Source organism: Cobetia sp. 1AS1 (assembly GCF_029846435.1).
GTDB lineage: Bacteria > Pseudomonadota > Gammaproteobacteria > Pseudomonadales > Halomonadaceae > Cobetia > Cobetia amphilecti.
In genome coordinates this window covers 500,083-517,763 of record NZ_JARWKU010000002.1, presented here as the reverse complement: position 1 = coordinate 517,763, position 17,681 = coordinate 500,083, and the positions used below count along the sequence as shown (strand labels likewise).

Annotated in this window: 18 protein-coding genes; 3 read left to right on the top strand and 15 right to left on the bottom strand. The window is 63.7% G+C overall.

The features are described from left to right. The first annotated feature begins 2 nt into the window (after window positions 1-2). A complete protein-coding gene (locus QD280_RS06040) occupies window positions 3-905 on the top strand; it encodes a metal ABC transporter ATP-binding protein (protein WP_347881954.1) in 903 nt (300 codons plus the stop codon). A 29-nt stretch (window positions 906-934) separates the two neighbouring features. Continuing rightward, window positions 935-1,747 (top strand): metal ABC transporter permease, encoded by an 813-nt coding sequence (locus QD280_RS06035; RefSeq protein ID WP_279838607.1) that lies wholly within the window; start codon window positions 935-937, stop codon window positions 1,745-1,747. Between the two features lie 45 nt (window positions 1,748-1,792). Here QD280_RS06035 and QD280_RS06030 read toward each other — a convergent pair whose 3' ends face one another. After that, entirely contained in the window at window positions 1,793-2,278 is a 486-nt protein-coding gene (locus tag QD280_RS06030) for a MarR family transcriptional regulator (protein ID WP_279838606.1), read from the bottom strand. Window positions 2,279-2,381: 103 nt separating this feature from the next. Between QD280_RS06030 and QD280_RS06025 the strand changes: the two genes are divergently transcribed. Next, on the top strand, window positions 2,382-3,281 hold the full coding sequence (locus QD280_RS06025; protein WP_279838605.1) for an EamA family transporter: 900 nt from the start codon (window positions 2,382-2,384) through the stop codon (window positions 3,279-3,281). A gap of 176 nt (window positions 3,282-3,457) precedes the next feature. Here the strand turns inward: QD280_RS06025 and zigA are convergent, their stop codons facing one another. From zigA to urtA, 14 genes are all read right to left on the bottom strand, one after another. Continuing rightward, entirely contained in the window at window positions 3,458-4,714 is a 1,257-nt protein-coding gene (gene zigA / locus QD280_RS06020; RefSeq protein ID WP_279838604.1) for a zinc metallochaperone GTPase ZigA, read from the bottom strand. A gap of 302 nt (window positions 4,715-5,016) precedes the next feature. Continuing rightward, window positions 5,017-5,601 carry a HupE/UreJ family protein gene (locus QD280_RS06015; protein ID WP_279838603.1) on the bottom strand — a complete coding sequence of 195 codons (585 nt, stop codon included), beginning with the start codon at window positions 5,599-5,601 and terminating at the stop codon, window positions 5,017-5,019. Window positions 5,602-5,705: 104 nt separating this feature from the next. After that, complete coding sequence (gene ureG, locus QD280_RS06010; protein WP_279838602.1) at window positions 5,706-6,344, bottom strand: urease accessory protein UreG; 639 nt, start codon at window positions 6,342-6,344, stop codon at window positions 5,706-5,708. Between the two features lie 81 nt (window positions 6,345-6,425). Next, window positions 6,426-7,127 (bottom strand): urease accessory UreF family protein, encoded by a 702-nt coding sequence (locus QD280_RS06005; RefSeq protein WP_279838601.1) that lies wholly within the window; start codon window positions 7,125-7,127, stop codon window positions 6,426-6,428. Continuing rightward, window positions 7,117-7,767, bottom strand: coding sequence for an urease accessory protein UreE (locus tag QD280_RS06000; RefSeq protein ID WP_279838600.1), 651 nt, complete (start codon window positions 7,765-7,767; stop codon window positions 7,117-7,119). Before QD280_RS06000 ends, QD280_RS06005 begins: the two co-directional genes overlap by 11 nt. 48 nt (window positions 7,768-7,815) lie before the next feature. After that, the gene (ureC, locus tag QD280_RS05995; protein ID WP_215823114.1) at window positions 7,816-9,519 is read right to left on the bottom strand and encodes an urease subunit alpha; all 1,704 of its coding nucleotides are present in this window, start codon (window positions 9,517-9,519) and stop codon (window positions 7,816-7,818) included. A gap of 158 nt (window positions 9,520-9,677) precedes the next feature. Continuing rightward, complete coding sequence (locus QD280_RS05990; RefSeq protein ID WP_107336426.1) at window positions 9,678-10,007, bottom strand: urease subunit beta; 330 nt, start codon at window positions 10,005-10,007, stop codon at window positions 9,678-9,680. Between the two features lie 11 nt (window positions 10,008-10,018). Next, window positions 10,019-10,321: an urease subunit gamma gene (gene ureA / locus QD280_RS05985; protein WP_024952521.1), complete on the bottom strand. Its 303-nt coding sequence runs from the start codon at window positions 10,319-10,321 to the stop codon at window positions 10,019-10,021. A gap of 42 nt (window positions 10,322-10,363) precedes the next feature. Next, entirely contained in the window at window positions 10,364-11,287 is a 924-nt protein-coding gene (locus tag QD280_RS05980) for an urease accessory protein UreD (protein ID WP_279838599.1), read from the bottom strand. Window positions 11,288-11,298: 11 nt separating this feature from the next. Then, the gene (gene urtE, locus QD280_RS05975) at window positions 11,299-12,042 is read right to left on the bottom strand and encodes an urea ABC transporter ATP-binding subunit UrtE (protein ID WP_279838805.1); all 744 of its coding nucleotides are present in this window, start codon (window positions 12,040-12,042) and stop codon (window positions 11,299-11,301) included. Window positions 12,043-12,089: 47 nt separating this feature from the next. Continuing rightward, window positions 12,090-12,917: an urea ABC transporter ATP-binding protein UrtD gene (gene urtD, locus QD280_RS05970; protein WP_175089551.1), complete on the bottom strand. Its 828-nt coding sequence runs from the start codon at window positions 12,915-12,917 to the stop codon at window positions 12,090-12,092. Continuing rightward, on the bottom strand, window positions 12,914-14,095 hold the full coding sequence (urtC, locus tag QD280_RS05965) for an urea ABC transporter permease subunit UrtC (protein ID WP_279838598.1): 1,182 nt from the start codon (window positions 14,093-14,095) through the stop codon (window positions 12,914-12,916). Before urtC ends, urtD begins: the two co-directional genes overlap by 4 nt. Before the next feature lie 3 nt (window positions 14,096-14,098). Then, on the bottom strand, window positions 14,099-15,751 hold the full coding sequence (gene urtB / locus QD280_RS05960; protein ID WP_279838597.1) for an urea ABC transporter permease subunit UrtB: 1,653 nt from the start codon (window positions 15,749-15,751) through the stop codon (window positions 14,099-14,101). Window positions 15,752-15,885: 134 nt separating this feature from the next. Then, complete coding sequence (gene urtA / locus QD280_RS05955; RefSeq protein WP_192837858.1) at window positions 15,886-17,160, bottom strand: urea ABC transporter substrate-binding protein; 1,275 nt, start codon at window positions 17,158-17,160, stop codon at window positions 15,886-15,888. Between the last annotated feature and the right edge of the window lie 521 nt (window positions 17,161-17,681).

The following is a 17,681-nucleotide window of genomic DNA, read 5'->3' as shown; positions in this document are numbered from 1 at the left end:
CAATGTCGCTGTTATCGATCAAGAATCTGTGTGTCACGCTCGGCAGGCATCGCATCCTCGATGCGATCGATCTCGAGGTTGAGCGCGGCGAAATCGTTACCCTGGTAGGCCCCAATGGCTCAGGCAAGTCCACGTTGCTGCGCAGCATCATCGGGGCGGTGTCCCCGACGAGCGGGCGGATTCATCGTCAGCAAGGCTGCAGAATTGGCTACGTGCCCCAGCGCCTGAGCCTGGACCCGACACTGCCGATGACGGTGGTGCGTTTCCTGAATCTGCCCCATCGCCATTCGCGCGCGGCGGTGGCAAATGCCTTGGCGCAGGCCGGCATCCCTGGCGTCGAGCAACAGCAGATCGCCGATCTTTCGGGGGGACAGTTCCAGCGTATTCTGCTGGCCCGTGCCCTGATGGATTCGCCCGATATATTGCTGCTCGATGAGGCGACCCAGGGGCTGGATCACCGTGGCATCGCGGATTTCTACCGTCAGATCGATCGCGTCCGCCACACCCTCGGCTGCGGGGTACTGATGGTCAGTCATGAGCTGCATGTGGTGATGCGCGCCTCCGATCGTGTCGTCTGCCTGCATGGCCACGTCTGCTGTCAGGGCACGCCTGAGCGCGTCATGGCCTCACCGGCCTACCAGGATCTGTTCGGGCTCGATACCGCTGACGCCCTGGCCTTCTATCGCCATGAGCATTCTTCTGCTCACCCTCACTCTCCTGCTTACTCTCACGATCACTCTGACTCTCGCACCCACTCGCCCGCTGACGCTGCGCCCACCTGTCGGCCCGCATCCAGACCTGCGCCTGCACCCGCGCCTGCAGCCAAGCCTGTGCTCAAGCAGACAACGCAGAGTCGGGAGCCAGCGCTCCAGCTCATCGCACCGACCGCAGAGGGGTGTCACTGATGTTTGAGAGACTGATACTGGATGACTTCATGCTCCGCGCCGCCCTGGCCGGGATATTCGTGGCGCTTGCGGCAGCGCCGCTGGGTTGTTTCGTCGTCTGGCGACGCATGGCCTATTTCGGCGACGCCACGGCCCATGCCGCGATTCTGGGCGTGGCGCTGTCGCTCTTGATGTCCACCTCGATTCTGGCCGGCGTGCTCGTCGTCTCGCTGATCATGGCGACACTGGTCACTCTGCTCAGCGGACGCGGCTACGCCATGGACACCCTGCTTGGCGTGATGGCGCACTCCGCACTCGCCTTCGGCCTGGTGGCCGTCTCCTTCCTGCCCGGCGTGCGCATTGACCTGATGGCCTATCTGTTCGGCGATATTCTGGCGGTCAGCAAGACAGACCTCGCAATCATCGCCGCAGGTGGCGTGCTGGTCATCGGCCTCATCTACTGGCGCTGGTCGGCACTGCTCACCGCCACCCTGAATGAGGACCTGGCGCGTGCCAGCGGCATCAACCCGCGACGCGAGCAGCTGGTGCTGACACTGTCGCTGGCCGTGGTGGTCGCGGTTGCATTGAAGGTGGTCGGTGCGCTGTTGATCACCGCGCTGCTGATCATCCCGGCCGCCACTGCGCGCCGCTTCTGTCACACCCCTGAGCTGATGGCGATCGCCGCCGCCATCATCGGCGGAGCCTCCACCACCGGCGGACTGCAGGCGGCTTACTGGCTGGATACCCCCACCGGCCCCACCATCGTGTGCCTCGCCACCCTGCTGTTTGCCCTGAGCACTGCAGCGGCACGCATCTCACGCCTCGTCTCTCAGAGGGGCAGCGAAGCGTCTGCTCGAGGGTGAGCTGGTGCATGCCCATACAGAGGCCCGATGGGTGCTGCACGATAGCTAGCGTTGTTCATCAGTCATCAGCTTGCGCAGCAGACAGGCAAGCTGATGTTGCTCATCACTGTCCAGCGCACTCGCCATCCGGTGCTGATTCTCGACATGCGCTTCCAGAGTGGTGTCGATCAGATGACGCCCTGCTTCCGTCAGCGCGACGCGATTGCTGCGCCGATCCTCATCACTGGCCTGGCGCTGCAACAACCCTCGCTTCACCAGCTGATCTATCCGCGTGCTCATGGCACCGGAAGAGAGCATCAACGTCTGATACAGCTGAGTCGGGGTCAATGGCGCCTGTGAACGTCGCAGCGTCGCCAGGATGTCGAACTCGACAGTCGACAGGCCCTCCTTCTCGAATACCTGCTCCATTCTCGAGCCAAACACGCGACCTGCCCGACTGATACGCCCGAATATGCCCATCGGCCGGCAATCCAGATCGGGGCGAGCCTTCTCCCACTGCGCAAGAATGCGATCCACGGCATCCGTCATCATGAAACCTCCCAGTTATCTTTCCAAAAAGATACTTTGATGACGGCGGGTTTGCGAGTACTCTCACATCTATCTTTTTAGAAAGATACTTTAAGGAGAGACAAATATGCCATCTCCACGCCTGAAGGTTCTCGCCATGACCGCCACGGCCCCGATCATATGGGGAAGTACTTACCTTGTGACACAGACCCTTCTCCCTGCCGACACCCCATTCACCGCAGCCACCATTCGCGCCCTGCCCGCGGGACTGCTGATTCTGCTCTGGACTCGACAGACCTTGTCGGGAGGGTGGTGGGTGAAGGCCATGGTGCTGGGCACTCTCAATATCGGACTCTTCTTTACCTGCCTGTTTGCCGCTGCCTACCGCATCCCCGGCAGCATGGCCGCCTTGCTGCTGGCAAGTCAGTCGGTGTGGGTTCTACTGCTCAGCCGCTGGTGGCTGGGGACAGGCTTCAGCATGACAGCCGCAATGCAGTGTGGACTGGGCATGGTCGGAGTGGTGCTGCTGCTCAATCCCGGCCAAGGTGGGCTGGACATGACAGGGGTCGGGATCGCGCTGCTCGGTGCTGTCTCGATGGCCGCCGGCATCGTACTCAGCAAGCGCTGGCAACGTCCGCCCGACGTCGGTCAATTGAGCCTGACGGGTTGGCAATTGATCTTCGGTGGACTGTTGTTGCTGCCCCTGGCCGCCTGGTCGGAAGGCATACCGACCAATCTCGAGCTGCAACATCTGCTGGGCTATGGCTACCTGATCCTGCCGGGTGGAGTGCTCGGCTATGGCCTCTGGTTTGCCGGCATCCAGCGATTGCCCGCCTTTTCGGCATCACTGCTGGGTATCTTCAGCCCGCTGACGGCAACGGTGCTGGGCTTTGTGTGGATGGGCGAGTCATTCGGGCCCCTTCAATGGCTTGGCACTTTCTGCATCGCTTCTGCCCTGACATTCCCCCTCTGGGTATCGCTCAAGCGACGTAGCGCTCAGCCAAGCCGTCATGAGTTGACTCGATGACCCACCGGGGCAATCCAACGTGCATGGGCAGCCGGCCTTGAACGGACAAGCCATCCCTGCAAGGAACGTAGAGCAGGGGCATCGAGCAATGAACTTAGAAACAGAACCCCCCACTGATCGCGGATCAGTGGGGTGTCTGGCGAGTGTCAGCAGATCAGGAACTCACGCGCCGTCGTTCATTCCCAGGCGGGGAACGGGTCTGGCAGGTCACGCCAGGCTTCCTTGCCCGCCAGCAGCGTGGCGTCATCGAGCAGGCACTCATCCAGCGCCTGGCGGATACGGGCTTCATCCAGGTTCTGACCGATGAATACCAGCTCCTGGCGCATGTCACCGAACGGCTCCTGCCACTTTTCCCGGATCGACTCTAGGTACTCGGGGTCTTCTGGCCATTCGACCTCCGGGACTGCCTTCCAGAACATGCCGCCGAACCCGTAGTGCGCGATGCCGCCGGCCTGGTTCCACTGCCCGGCAAACTGCGGCCGCGTGGCCAGCCAGAAGAAGCCCTTGGAGCGCAGCAGCTTGCCACCGAACCAGTCTCCGTGGAGCAACTGGTGGAATTTCTCGGGATGGAACGGCACGCGCGCATGGTAGGAGAAGCTCGAGATGCCATATTCCTCGGTCTCCGGCACATGCTCACCGCGCATCTCTTTCAGCCAGCCTGGTGCCTGTTGCGCGCGATCGAAACTGAAGCGGCCAGTGTCCAGCACCTTGGAGAGCGGCACGGCGCCTTTCGTCATGGGCAGAATCTCGGCCTCCGGGTTGAGCGAGCGCAGCACCGCGCTCAGCTCGGCAAGCTGTGAGGCATCGAGCAGGTCCGTCTTGCTGATCAACAGCACATCACAGAATTCGATCTGATCGACCAGCAGGTCGGCGACATTGCGCTCATCGTCTTCGCCGAGACTTTCCCCCGCTTCCGCCAGTGACTGCGCCTCGCGATACTGGGTCAGGAAGTTGGCGCCATCCACGACGGTGACCATGGTGTCGAGACGCGCGACACTGGAGAGGCACTGGCCGTCCTCGTCCTCGAAGGTGAAGGTTTCCGCCACCGGCAGCGGCTCGGAAATGCCGGTGGATTCGATCACCAGGCAATCGAAGCGCCCTTCCTCGGCCAGTCGCCGTACCTCGATGAGCAGGTCCTCACGCAGCGTGCAGCAGATGCAGCCATTGCTCATCTCGACCAGCTGCTCCTCGGCACGATTGAGCGTCACCTCGTTGTCCGCACCCGGCGCGCCACGCACCATGGCGGCATCGATGTTGACTTCGCTCATGTCATTGACGATCACCGCCACTCGACGCCCTTCGCGGTTGGCAAGGATGTGATTGAGCAGCGTCGTCTTGCCGGCGCCCAGAAAGCCGGACAGCACAGTGACTGGCAGGGCCGGAGGCAGTGAAGCGGGCCTGTCAGGAGAGGAAGTCGATTGCAGAGTTGTCATCAGTCTTTGCCTTGGATTCATGAGGGGGCATCACGCCGAATCAGGTGCTGCATGAGGTCCATGAGGGCTTGTCTCACAGAGCCCTTGTCAGAGGGCTTGCATCAGCAAGCACGATTGCGCGGCCGGTCGAGGAATGCGCCATCATCCACCCGACCCTAAAATGATACGTTATAACATTTCTACAAGGCAATCCCTTACCCCCTTCTTCCAGAAGACAAAAACGCCCCGCTGGCAAGCCAGCGGGGCGTGAAGTGGTGTAATCAGCGGTGCGTTTTTGGCCGCGTGCAACTCTCAGATGACGATCAGACCGCCATCATGACGGCAGAGGCCATCACCGCCCCACCCACCAGACGGGAAGCGATGGCAGGCACCCCCATCAGGCGCTGGCCGATAGCACGGCCCAGCAACGCCAGAGCCAGCGTCGCGACAACAAAGCCCGCCATGTAGCCCGCGGCGCTGCCAGCCGCCGGCATTTCCAGCGCATGGGCGAAGCCGTGGCAGGCCATGAAGCCGGCGACCATCACGGCGCCAGCCAGGGTCGGCAGACGCAGCAGCAGCGCCACCAGCGCACCGGAGGCCAGCATCGAGAGCAGAATGCCCTGCTCGGCGATCAGCGCATGCAGCGCCTGCCCACCGCTGAGCAGCGCGATGCCCGCCCCCGCCAGCATGCCGACGACCATCAACAGCGGCGTGGCAAGCGTCAAGGCTCGCGACTGACGCGCACTCCAGATGCCGATGGCCAGCATGGCCAGCAGGTGATCCAGCCCGGTGAAGGGATGCGTCAGGCCGGCCATCAGTCCCTGGGCATCATGACCGGGGTGGGCAGAAGCCGAGGTCGCCACCAGCAACAGAGAGGTGGCCAGCAGTGCGGAGTGAGAACGCTTCATGTGTCATTCCTGAACAAGATGATGATGAATCCCCCCGCCCCCCGTGGTGAGACGAATGCCGGGAGACAATGAATCCTAAGCCAGCGGCAGAAAACGCGGCGCCATCAGTCCTGTGCCGCCAGCTTTTGCGGGCGACGCTCCGGCAGCATGCCGCGATCCAGAATGAAGGCGATGATCTCCTCCAGCCCGACACCGTCATACAGATTGGCGAACACGAAGGGACGCTCGCCGCGCATCTTGCGCGAATCGCGATCCATCACCTCGAGCGAGGCATGCACCTGCTCGGCGATGTCGATCTTGTTGATGATCAGAAGATCCGACTTGGTGATGCCCGGCCCACCCTTGCGCGGAATCTTGTCGCCTGCAGAGACATCGATCACATAGAGGGTGAGATCGGAAAGCTCGGGGCTGAAGGTCGCGGACAGGTTGTCGCCGCCGGATTCCACCAGCACCAGCTCCATGTCCGGGTGTCGCGCCTGCAGATCATCGATGGCGGCCAGATTCATCGAGGCATCCTCGCGAATCGCGGTATGCGGACAGCCACCGGTCTCGACCCCGAGGATGCGGTCCGCGTCCAGCGCTTCATGGCGCAGCAGGAAATCGGCATCTTCGCGGGTGTAGATGTCATTGGTGACCACCCCGATGTCGTAATGATCCCGCAGGGCCAGACACAGCTGGCGCAGCAGCGCCGTCTTGCCGGAGCCCACCGGCCCACCCACTCCTACGCGTAGACAATGCTTCATGGCAGCTTCCTTTCTCGTGAGATATCAGACGTTCATGTCGGTCGGTTCAGGCGCCGCCGCCTCAAGACAGGCGGCCTTGGCTCAACTCCTGAACAGACGGGAATATTGGGTTTCGTGCTGGGCGGAGGCGAGCGCCAGTCCCGGCAATATCGGGCCAAGCTCATCATCCAGACGCGCAAGCGCCTGTGAGACGACCTCCACCACGCGGGGGCGCAACTGCTCGGTCAGACGTTGGGCAGCGGTGTGCCCCAGCGGCATGGCCTTGCAGGCCACTGCCAGTTGATTCTCGAGCCAGGCCCAGGCAAAGCCGATCAAGGTCTGACGCGGTGGTACCCCACGCTGGTGCGCCACCCAGGCAAACACCGTGACGTAGCCGGGCGCCTGCGGCATCAGCGCGCTTGGCGGTTCGAGCTCGAGACTTCTGAGCAGGCGCAGCAGCGCCGCCCCGAGTCGCGCGTCCTCATCGCTGAGTTCGGCGGTTTCACGCGTCGCCTTGAGCCAGCCATCCCACTCGTCGAGCGCCGCCGCATCCCCCTCGGCCCACGCCTGCTGCAGGCGCACCAACAATGGCAGCTCGCAACGGCCAAGCCCGTCTTCCAGCACGCCGTCGATCCACTCGCCAAGCTCCTGCTCCTGAGTGACCCAGCCAAGCTCGAAGGCACTCTCCAGCCCCTGAGACCAGGCAAAGGCGCCGATGGGCAAGGCCGGACTCACCAGCTGCAACAGCCCCAGCAGCGCCAGATCCTCCTGCGCCGGCAGGCCCGCCATAGCATCAGTGCTCATGCGTGTGCTCATGGGCGTGGCTGTGAGAATGGCCGTGGCTGTGCTCATGGGCATGGGCATGGTCGTGAGCATGTGAGTGGCCGTGGCCATGACCGTGTGAGTGAGCATGCCCCTGCCCCGCCTGGGCATAGGCGCCCGGCTCAGGGTCAAAGGGCGCCTCGTGATGGGTGAGGGTCGCGCCCAGTCGCTCGGCCAGCTCTTCCAGCACGTGATCTGGCGGGAAGCGCACCCAGCCGATTGCGCTCGCTGCTTCGCCCCTTGCTTCGCCCTTTCCTTCAGCATCAGCGTCAGGCGTCTGCATGCCGATGGCGAGCTGCACATGGCGATTGCCCAGGTGATAGCAGAGCGCGGCCATCGGGCGCCCGGCGGCGATGTGGGCAGTCACTACCGGCTCATCCGCGGCGCGGATGCGGATCACCTCACCCTCGCGCGAGGCCAGCCGATCGCCGTCACGCAGTACCGGGCCGCGATCCAGAAACAGGCCGACCTCGCGCCCGCCGTCGGTGGTGGCTCGCAGGCGCCCGCGGATGCGCAGCTCCAGCGGCAGGGTCAGGGTGTCAAGGGGCTCGGCATCGGTGTGAGCGCTCGCTGGGTCGCCTGAACCACTGGCGTCTGGCAGGCGATGTATCAGTTCCATCATGGCGTCAATCTCGAATAGGGAATCAGAACAGGCACTTGAAACAGGCCTTCAGAACAGGTGATAGCGCTGGGCCAGCGGCAGCTCGCTGGCGGGCTCACAGGTCAGCAGCTCACCGTCGGCGAAGACTTCGTAGGTCTCGGGGTCGACCTTGAGCTCCGGGCAGGCGTCATTGAGTTTCATGTCGCACTTGCGCACCTGACGCACGTCGCGGCAGGCGGACAGCGGGCTGTCGAGCCCGAGCGCCTCCCCGACACCAGCCTTGAGCGCCGCCTGGGAGACGAATGTCAGGCGCGTGGCGCTGGCTGCCTTGCCGAAGGCACCGAACATCGGGCGGTAATGCACCGGCTGCGGCGTGGGAATCGAGGCATTCGGGTCGCCCATGGGTGCGGCGGCGATCATGCCGCCCTTGAGGATGCACGCCGGTTTGACGCCGAAGAACGCCGGTGACCACAGCACCAGGTCCGCCAGCTTGCCGACTTCAATTGAGCCGACCTCGTGGGCGATGCCGTGGGTGATGGCCGAGTTGATGGTGTACTTGGCGATATAGCGGCGCGCACGGAAGTTGTCGGTGCCGCGCTCGCTGTCCTCTGCCAGCAGGCCGCGCTGTTCGCGCATCTTGTGCGCCGTCTGCCAGGTGCGACAGATCACCTCGCCCACGCGGCCCATCGCCTGGGAATCCGAGGACATCATCGAGATGACACCCAGATCGTGCAGGATGTCCTCGGCGGCGATGGTCTCGCGGCGAATGCGCGAATCGGCGAAGGCGACGTCCTCGGGAATGCTCGGGTCCAGGTGGTGGCAGACCATCAGCATGTCGAGGTGCTCGTCCACCGTGTTGATGGTGTAGGGGCGCGTCGGGTTGGTGGAGGACGGCAACACGTTGGGCCGCGAGCAGGCGGTGATGATGTCCGGGGCATGGCCGCCACCGGCACCTTCGGTGTGGAAGGTGTGGATGCAGCGGTCCTTGAAGGCCGCCAGGGTGTCCTCGACGAAGCCCGACTCGTTCAGGGTGTCGGTATGGATCGCCACCTGCACGTCATAGGCATCGGCGACGGTCAGACAGTTGTCGATGGAGGCCGGCGACGTGCCCCAGTCCTCATGAAGCTTGAGGCCGATCACGCCGGCCTCGATCTGCTGCTCCAGCCCCTGTGGCAGCGAGGCATTGCCCTTGCCGAGAAAGCCGATGTTCATCGGCAGGCTGTCCACCGCCTGCAGCATCTTGCCGATATGCCACGGCCCCGGCGTACAGGTGGTGGCATTGGTGCCGGTGGCCGGCCCGGTGCCGCCGCCGAGCATGGTGGTGATGCCGCTCATCAGCGCCTCTTCCACCTGCTGGGGGCAGATGAAGTGGATGTGCGGGTCTACACCACCGGCGGTGAGAATCTTGCCCTCACCGGCAATGATCTCGGTGCCCGGGCCGATCACGATGTCCACATCAGGCTGGGTGTCGGGGTTGCCCGCCTTGCCGATGGCCGCGATGCGCCCGGCCTTGAGGCCGACATCCGCCTTGACGATGCCCCACCAGTCCAGAATCAGCGCATTGGTGATCACGGTATCCATCACGCTGTCATCGGCGCGCTGGCTCTGACCCATGCCATCGCGGATCACCTTGCCACCGCCGAACTTCACTTCTTCCCCGTAATGGGTGAAATCCTTCTCCACCTCGATCCACAGCGCCGTATCGCCCAGACGCACGCGGTCCCCGGTGGTCGGGCCGTACATGTCGGCATAGGCCTGTCGCGTTATCTTCATGGGTTGCCTCTTGATCCCTGAGCCACAGCTTCTAAGCCAACGCTTTTGAGCTGCAGTTGCTAAGCCGCAATTTCTGAACTGCAGTCGCCAAGTGAGCGCCGAACTGAATGCCTGTCAGCGCCATTGCCTGACGCCTTGTCGTAAGAGGCATCGCTCGCTCAGCGCTCGACACTGCCATCATCCTTGAGTTGCCCCATCACCTCGCCGCGGAAGCCATAGATATGACGACTGCCGGCGAAGGGAATCAGCGTGACATCACGCGTCTGCCCCGGTTCGAAGCGAATCGCCGTGCCGGCGGCGATGTCCAGGCGCTGCCCGAGGGCGGCCTCGCGATCAAACACCAGCGCCGGATTGGCCTCGGCAAAGTGATAGTGCGAGCCGATCTGGATCGGTCGGTCGCCGGTATTGCCGACCGAGAGCGTGGTGCGCAGACGGTCTTCGCAAAGAGAGATCTCGCCGTCCGCCACCAGGTATTCACCGGGAATCATGATTGCTCGCCTCACACGATGGGGTTGTGAACGGTCACCAGCTTGGTGCCGTCCGGGAAGGTCGCCTCGACCTGCACTTCGGGAATCATCTCGGCGATGCCTTCCATCACGTCGTCACGGGTCAGCACCTCCGCGCCGCGCCCCATCAGCTCGGCCACGCTCAAGCCTTCGCGGGCGCCTTCCAGAATCTCGGCGCTGATCAAGGCGATGGATTCCGGGTAGTTGAGCTTGAGGCCCTTGGCCTTGCGGCGTTCCGCCAGCAGCGCTGCGGTGAACAGCAACAGCTTGTCCTTGTCTCTTGGCGTCAGTTCCATGTCGTGGCTCTTGTGGTTGTCATTCAGTGAGGGCTTTCGAGATCAGGTCAGCCAGATACGTGGCACCTGTGCCTCAAGCCCCGTCATCAGGGGGCGCAGGAGCTGCCATGCCTGCTGGCACAGCGTCCAGGCCTCGTTGCGTTCATGGCCCAGATAGCGCAGCAGCAATACGCCTTCGCGGCATGTCACCGCCCAGCGCGGGGAAGCCGGCAACGCCTCACGCAGGGCCTCGATGGCCGCCGCCTCATCCTCGAGTCCGACCGCCCACAGCGTAGCCTGCACACTGCAACCGCCCTGCCCCCAGCGCCCGGTGAAGCGCGGATGCAGCGGGTCCAGCGACTGGCGCTCGATCCACACTGGCTTGCCGTCGCGGGTCAGGCGAAAGCGTTGTTCGAGATGGCCGCTGACGAAGGGCAGCTCGCCGACCGGGCGCCCCAGCGCCAGCACTTCCCAGCCCAGGCAGCGCGCAGAGCCGGCAAGCTCGAGGGTGGTGGTCTGCTCGCCGCGCGAGCCATTGAAGGCCAGCGTTTCCTGAGGCAGCCATTCCAGGGTGGCCCCGTCGGCGACCTTGAGATGGGTATGCTGGCCCCAGGCCACGCCGTTGCGGTCCGCCTTGTAGAGCTTGGCCGCCGCCGGTGTGGTCAACAGCACATGCGCGCCCTCCTCCACCTCGGCCTCGATCTGCAGCGCATCGCCGCTGACCAGCCCACCCGGAGGGTGCAGCAGATAGACGTGGCAGCAGCCGTGGCGACCCTCGGGGTAGAACGGCCGCTGCACGCGCAGCGGGCCGTGATGGCGTCTGCGCGTCAGGCGGGTGATGGCGCGCCCGCCATCACTGGTGTCTCGCGCATCAGCCTCGAAACGCAGCGCCAGCGCGGCCTGCCACTGGCGCTGGTCATCGAAGCGGTGGCCGGAGGCATTGGCCTCACTGCGCACGGCATCCGTCGCGCAGTCAGCGGGAATCACGCACCGGATCGTCATACGGTCAGGTGCTGCTTGATGAGTTCATCGGACAGCGCTGCGATATCGCCTTCGGCCACCCGCCGGCCGCGATCCATGATCACGAAGCGATCGGCGTACTTGCGCGCGAAGGGCAGCTTCTGCTCGACCAGCAGTACCGTCAGGCCGTCTTCCTTGATCAGGCGGCGGATGACCTCGCCGATCTGGGCGACGATATTGGGCTGGATGCCCTCACCGGGCTCATCGAGGATCAGAAGACGAGGCTCGATCACCAGCGCGCGGCCGATGGCGAGCTGTTGCTGCTGGCCGCCTGACAGATCACCCCCGCGCCGGTGACGCATCTCCTTGAGCACGGGAAACAGCTCATAGATGCGCTCGGGAATCTGGCGCAGGCCATCGCGACGCACGGCAAGCCCGGTGCGCAGATTCTCTTCCACCGTCATCATCGGGAAGATCTGCCGCCCCTGGGGGACGTAGCCGACCCCCAGGCGGGCGCGTTCCTCGAGCTTGCGCCGCGTCAGATCAAGCGGCTCATTGCTACTGGCATCGCGACCGGAATCGCTGCCACTGGCATCGGCGCGGTACAGGAGCTTGCCGTCACGGACGCTCTCCTCGCCCATGATGCATTTCATCAGCGTGGTCTTGCCGACGCCGTTGCGGCCCATCACGCAGGTGCATTGCCCAACGGGAATCTCCAGCGTCAGGTCCCACAGCGTGTGGCTTTCCCCATAGAACTGGTTGAGCGTGTCGATGGTCAGCAGCGGCGGCTCGCCGCTCGGCATCGGTGCCTTGGTGTTCAGCGCTTGCGTCATCCGTCACTCTCTCCCAGGTAGACCTCGACGACTTTCGGGTCGCTCGATACCGCATCCATGCTGCCTTCCGCCAATACCGCGCCCTGATGCAACACCGTGACCTTGCGCGCGATGGAGCGCACGAAGCCCATGTCATGCTCGACCACCACCACCGACTGGCGCCCCGCCAGACTGGTCAGCAGCTCCGCGGTGCGCTCCATCTCCTGCTCGGTCATGCCGGCCACCGGTTCATCGACCAGCAGCAGCCGCGGCTTCTGCATCAACAGCATGCCGATCTCCAGCCACTGCTTCTGGCCGTGGGACAGGATGCCCGCCTCGCGCGCATGCCACTCCTTGAGGTGAATCGTCTCGAGCACCTCCTCGATCCTGGCGCGGGTCTCGCCGCTCATGCGCGCGGCCAGCGTCGGAAAGATGCGCTTGTCGGTGGCCATGGCCAGTTCGAGATTCTCGAACACGCTGAGCGCCTCGAAGACGGTGGGCTTCTGGAACTTGCGCCCGATGCCCAGGGTGGCGATCTCGGGCTCACTCATGCGCAGCAGATCGTGCCGGCTGCCGAACCACACCGAGCCACTGTCGGGGCGCGTCTTGCCGGTGATGATGTCCATCATCGTGGTCTTGCCCGCGCCGTTGGGGCCGATGATGCAACGCAGTTCGCCATCGTCGATGGTCAGGTTGAGGTCATTGATCGCCTTGAAGCCATCGAAGCTGACACTGACATCTTCCAGATAGAGGATCGGCCCGTGGGTCACGTCCACCGGCGAGATGCGCGGGGTCAGGAAGTCGAACACGCGGTCACGCGTGGCCATCTCTTTCAACAGGCTCATGCGGTGGCCTCCTCGATGGGACGGGAACCGGATGTCGATTCGGACGGCGGTTCGCTCTTCGCGCTGGAGGACTGCGAACGCCTGCCCCAGCCACGCTGGGCGAACAGGCCGGCGATGCCCTTGGGCAACAGCACGGTGACAAGCACGAACAGACCGCCAAGGGCGAACAGCCAGGCATCCGGCATGATGCCGGTGAATACCGTCTTGGCGTAGTTGACGATCAGCGCGCCCAGCACGGCACCGTAGAGCGTCGCGCGGCCGCCGAGCGCCACCCACACCACCACCTCGATGGAGAACAGCGGCGAGAACTCGCCGGGATTGATGATGCCGACCTGCGGCACGTACAGCGCCCCCGCGACCCCGGCCAGCATCGCCGAGACCACGAAGATGAACAGCTGGACACGTTCGACGCGGTAGCCCAGGAAGCGCGTGCGCGCCTCGGCGTCGCGACAGGCGATGCTCAGCCGCCCCAGCTTGGAGCCGACGATGCCACGACACAGCAGATAGCCGAGCCCCAGCGCCACACCACTGGCGATGAACAGCGCGATGCGCACCGCATCCGTGCGCAGATCGAAGCCGAGAATGTCCTTGAAGTCGGTCAGGCCGTTGTTGCCTCCGAAGCCCATCTCGTTGCGGAAGAACGCCAGCATCAAGGCGAAGGTCAGCGCCTGGGTGATGATCGAGAGATAGACGCCGGTGACGCGGGAGCGGAAGGCCAGGAAGCCGAACACCAGCGCCAGCAGCCCCGGCGCCAACAGCACCATCAGGAAGGCGAAGGCCGGCATGTCGAAGCCCTGCCAGAACCACGGCAGCTCCTGCCAGTTGAGGAAGACCATGAAGTCCGGCAGCTCCGGATTGCCATAGACGCCGCGGTCACCGATCTCGCGCATCAGGTACATGCCCATGGCGTAACCGCCCAGCGCGAAGAAGGCGCCATGGCCCAGGCTGAGAATGCCCAGGTAGCCCCAGACGAGATCCACCGCGACCGCCAGCAGCGCATAGCACAGGTACTTGCCCAGCAGGGTGACGGTGAAGGTGCTGACATGCAGCGGATGCCCCTCGGGCAGCAGCACATGCAGCAGCGTGATGGCGAGCACAGACAGCGTCAGCACCGCGAGGAATATCTGGGTGGAGCGCTCCGTGAAGGGGCGCGCCAGCCAGGAACGTGAATCAGGCATGGATCAACCCTCCGCGGCGCGGCCCTTCTGCGGGAAGAGTCCCCGCGGGCGCTTTTGAATGAACAGGATGATGAAGACCAGCACCACGATCTTGGCGAGAACCGCGCCCGCCCAGGGCTCGAGGAACTGATTGAGCAGCCCCAGCGACATGCCGGCCACCAGCGTGCCCCACAGATTGCCGACCCCGCCGAACACCACGACCATGAAGGAATCGATGATGTAGTTCTGACCCAGGTTCGGCCCGACGTTGGTGATCTGGGAGAGCGCGACACCGGCAAGACCGGCAACGCCCGAGCCCAGCGCGAAGGTCATGATGTCGACACGGGTCGCCTTGATGCCCATCGAGCGCGCCATGGCACGGTTCTGGGTCACCGCGCGTACTTCGAGGCCGAGACGGGTGCGGCGCATGATCAGCATCAGGCCGGCGAACACGAACAGCGCGAAGCCGATGATGTAGAGGCGATTGAGCGTCAGTGACAGCGCCTCGTTGATCATCAGCGAGCCACTCATCCACTCCGGCGTGACCACGATGCGATTCAAGGGCGAGATGGTGGTACGCACCAGCTGCTGCAGGATCAGACTGATGCCGAAGGTGGCCAGCAAGGTCTCCAGCGGACGCCCCTTGAGGTGCTGGATGACGCTGCGCTCGATGACGATTCCCACCGCCGCCGCGACCAGAAATCCCGCCGGAATCGACAGCAACAGCGCCAGCCCCGGTTGCCCCGGCAATAGCTGCTGCATGCCCCAGGTGGTGTAGGCGCCCAGCATGATCAGTTCGCCATGCGCCATGTTGATCACGCCCATGACACCGAAGGTGATGGCAAGTCCGATGGCGGCCAGCACCAGTACCGAGCCCAGCGAGAGGCCGAAGTAGAGCGTCTCGAGCCCGCTGTTGAGCTGAAGCTTCTGCTCGATACCGGCCAGCGCCACCTTGGCGGCCTGGGCCAGCTTCGGATCCTCACTCGCCGCGGCGCCATTGATGGCAGCGATCGCGGCGGCGTTCAGGCTGCCGGAGAGCGTCTCCAGCGCTGCGGGGTCGCCAGTGGCTTCCAGCTGCTGGATGGCGAGCGCTTCCTCGAGAGTGGCGCGGATCGCGTCATCACCCTCCTGCTCGATCAGGCTCGGCAACCGCTCGGCCATGGCCTCATCGACGCTGCCGCGCAGGCCGCGCGCCGCCGCGAGTCTGACCTCGGCATCCGGCGAAGACAGGTCGATCATCGACAGCACGCCATCGATATGCCCACGCAGCGAGTTGTTGCTGCGCAGTGTCTTGAGGTCGCGGCGCGAGACCTTGCCCGCCGATTCTCCCGACAGGGCGTCAGAGACGGCCCATTCGCGGCCGCGATTGTTGTCGATGATCAAGAAGCGCTCGGCGTCCTTGAGGCGAGCCAGCTTGCTGGCGGAAAAGGCTTCCAGCCAGCCACGTGCACGTGCATCGCCGCTCATGGCGATCTCATCGATCACGGCCGGCTTGGCCGGGTTGCGTGCCTCGGCAAGCCGGGTCAACAGGGATTGTGCGGCGCCATCGGACAGGCGCGCAGACTGGCCAGTCGCGGACTCGGACTGGGCAGCGGCAAACAGGGGGAATGACAGAAGACAGACCAGCAGCATCCACTGCCAGCACCCGCGGAACATCGTTGCAACGGAGATAGACATCAAGAAGGCCATCCATGGTGAACGCGCAAAGGCGTCATCAGTCTCCGAGGGCATCGCGGCCTCGAAGCTGACACTCTACGAGGCGGCATGCAGGCTCACCTGCACGCCGCCTCGCTCTCAGAACGTGCTACGCATCATTGCGCCGCCACGCTCTGTTGAGCCCCACAGGAATGGGTCACGACATTGTAGTTGCCGCATTCCATCGGCTTGCGCCAGTCACTGATCAGGTCCTTGGAACCTTCCAGATAGTCAGACCAGGCATCGCCTGCCACGGTGGACGGGGTCTGCCAGACGACGGAGAACTGGCCGTTGTCCTGGATCTCGCCGATCAGCACCGGCTTGGTGATGTGATGGTTGGGCATCATGGTGGCGTAGCCGCCGGTCAGGTTGGGCACCGAGACACCGATGATGGCGTCCTTGACCGCATCGACCTCGACACTGCCGGCCTTGCGCGCGGCTTCCATCCACATGTTGAAGCCGATGTAGTGGGCTTCCATCGGGTCGTTGGTGACCGCATCTTCCTTGCCGGTGTAATCGATCCACTCATCGATGAAGTCGTAGTTGGTGTCGCTGTCCACGCTCATGAAGTAGTTCCAGGCGGCCAGGTGGCCGACCAGCGGCGCGGTATCGATGCCCGAGAGCTCCTGCTCGCCCACCGAGAAGGCCACCACCGGGATGTCCTCGGCATTGATGCCCTGGTTGGCCAGCTCACGATAGAACGGCACGTTGGCATCGCCATTGATGGTGGACACCACGGCCGTCTTCTTGCCGGCACTGCCGAAGGACTTGATGTCCGAGACGATGGACTGCCAGTTGGAATGGCCGAAGGGGGTGTAATTGACCATCACATCCGCGTCCGCCACGCCCTTCGACTTGAGGTAGGCGGCCAGGATCTTGTTGGTGGTACGCGGATAGACATAATCCGTGCCCGCCAGCACCCAGCGCTCCACGCCCACGTCGTTCATCAGGTAATCCACTGCCGGAATCGCCTGCTGATTGGGCGCCGCTCCGGTGTAGAAGACGTTCTCCGAGGACTCCTCGCCCTCATACTGCACCGGATAGAACAGCAGGCCGTTGAGCTCCTCGACCACCGGCAGCACCGACTTGCGCGAGACGGACGTCCAGTTGCCGAAGATCACGTCGACCTTGTCCTGCGCCAGCAGCTCACGCGCCTTCTCGGCGAACAGCGGCCAGTTGGAGGCCGGGTCGACCACGACAGGCTCCAGCTTGCGTCCCAGCAGCCCGCCCTGCTCGTTCTGCTTCTCGATCAGCATCAGCATGGTGTCTTTCAGTGTCGATTCACTGATCGCCATGGTGCCGGACAGTGAATGCAGGATGCCGACCTTGATCGGCCCCTCTTCTGCCTGGGCGACATTGGCCAGCGAGAAACCGACACAGGCGGATAGCATTGCGGCAGCGATTTTCTTGTTCACGACATTCCCTCGTGTCTTGTTGTACTTGTTATCCCGACTGAGGTAGTGCAATCGATGTGCCAGCCGCACACTGACGCCGCCGGCCAACGGCCAGACAAGAAAGCGACAGCGGTGAGATAGAAGAGAGACAGGCAGAAAGACAGAGGGAAAGACAGGGAGAAAGTCTGGGCAAAAACAGTGGAAAGACCGAGAAAGGATGAAGAGACGCTGGAGACATGATGAGAGCGAGCGAAGCACAGCGACACTGTTCAAGCGCAGCGCTGCACCAGGATGATGCGCCCATCACCAGCCCTCGCCTCACCTTGCACCATACAGGTGAGAAGAACCCTTGCGTGGCGCAGGACGTGGCACTCGCCGCTGACAGGGCCTCCCATCAGGCCGAGCGAGAGCGATGGAAGCTAATGACATTGGTGCATCCACTACGACGCCAATACGTCACTGTCTATCGACACTGCGGTATCCTTGCCCTCTCTCTTTCTCTCTCCCCGTCAGGAAAT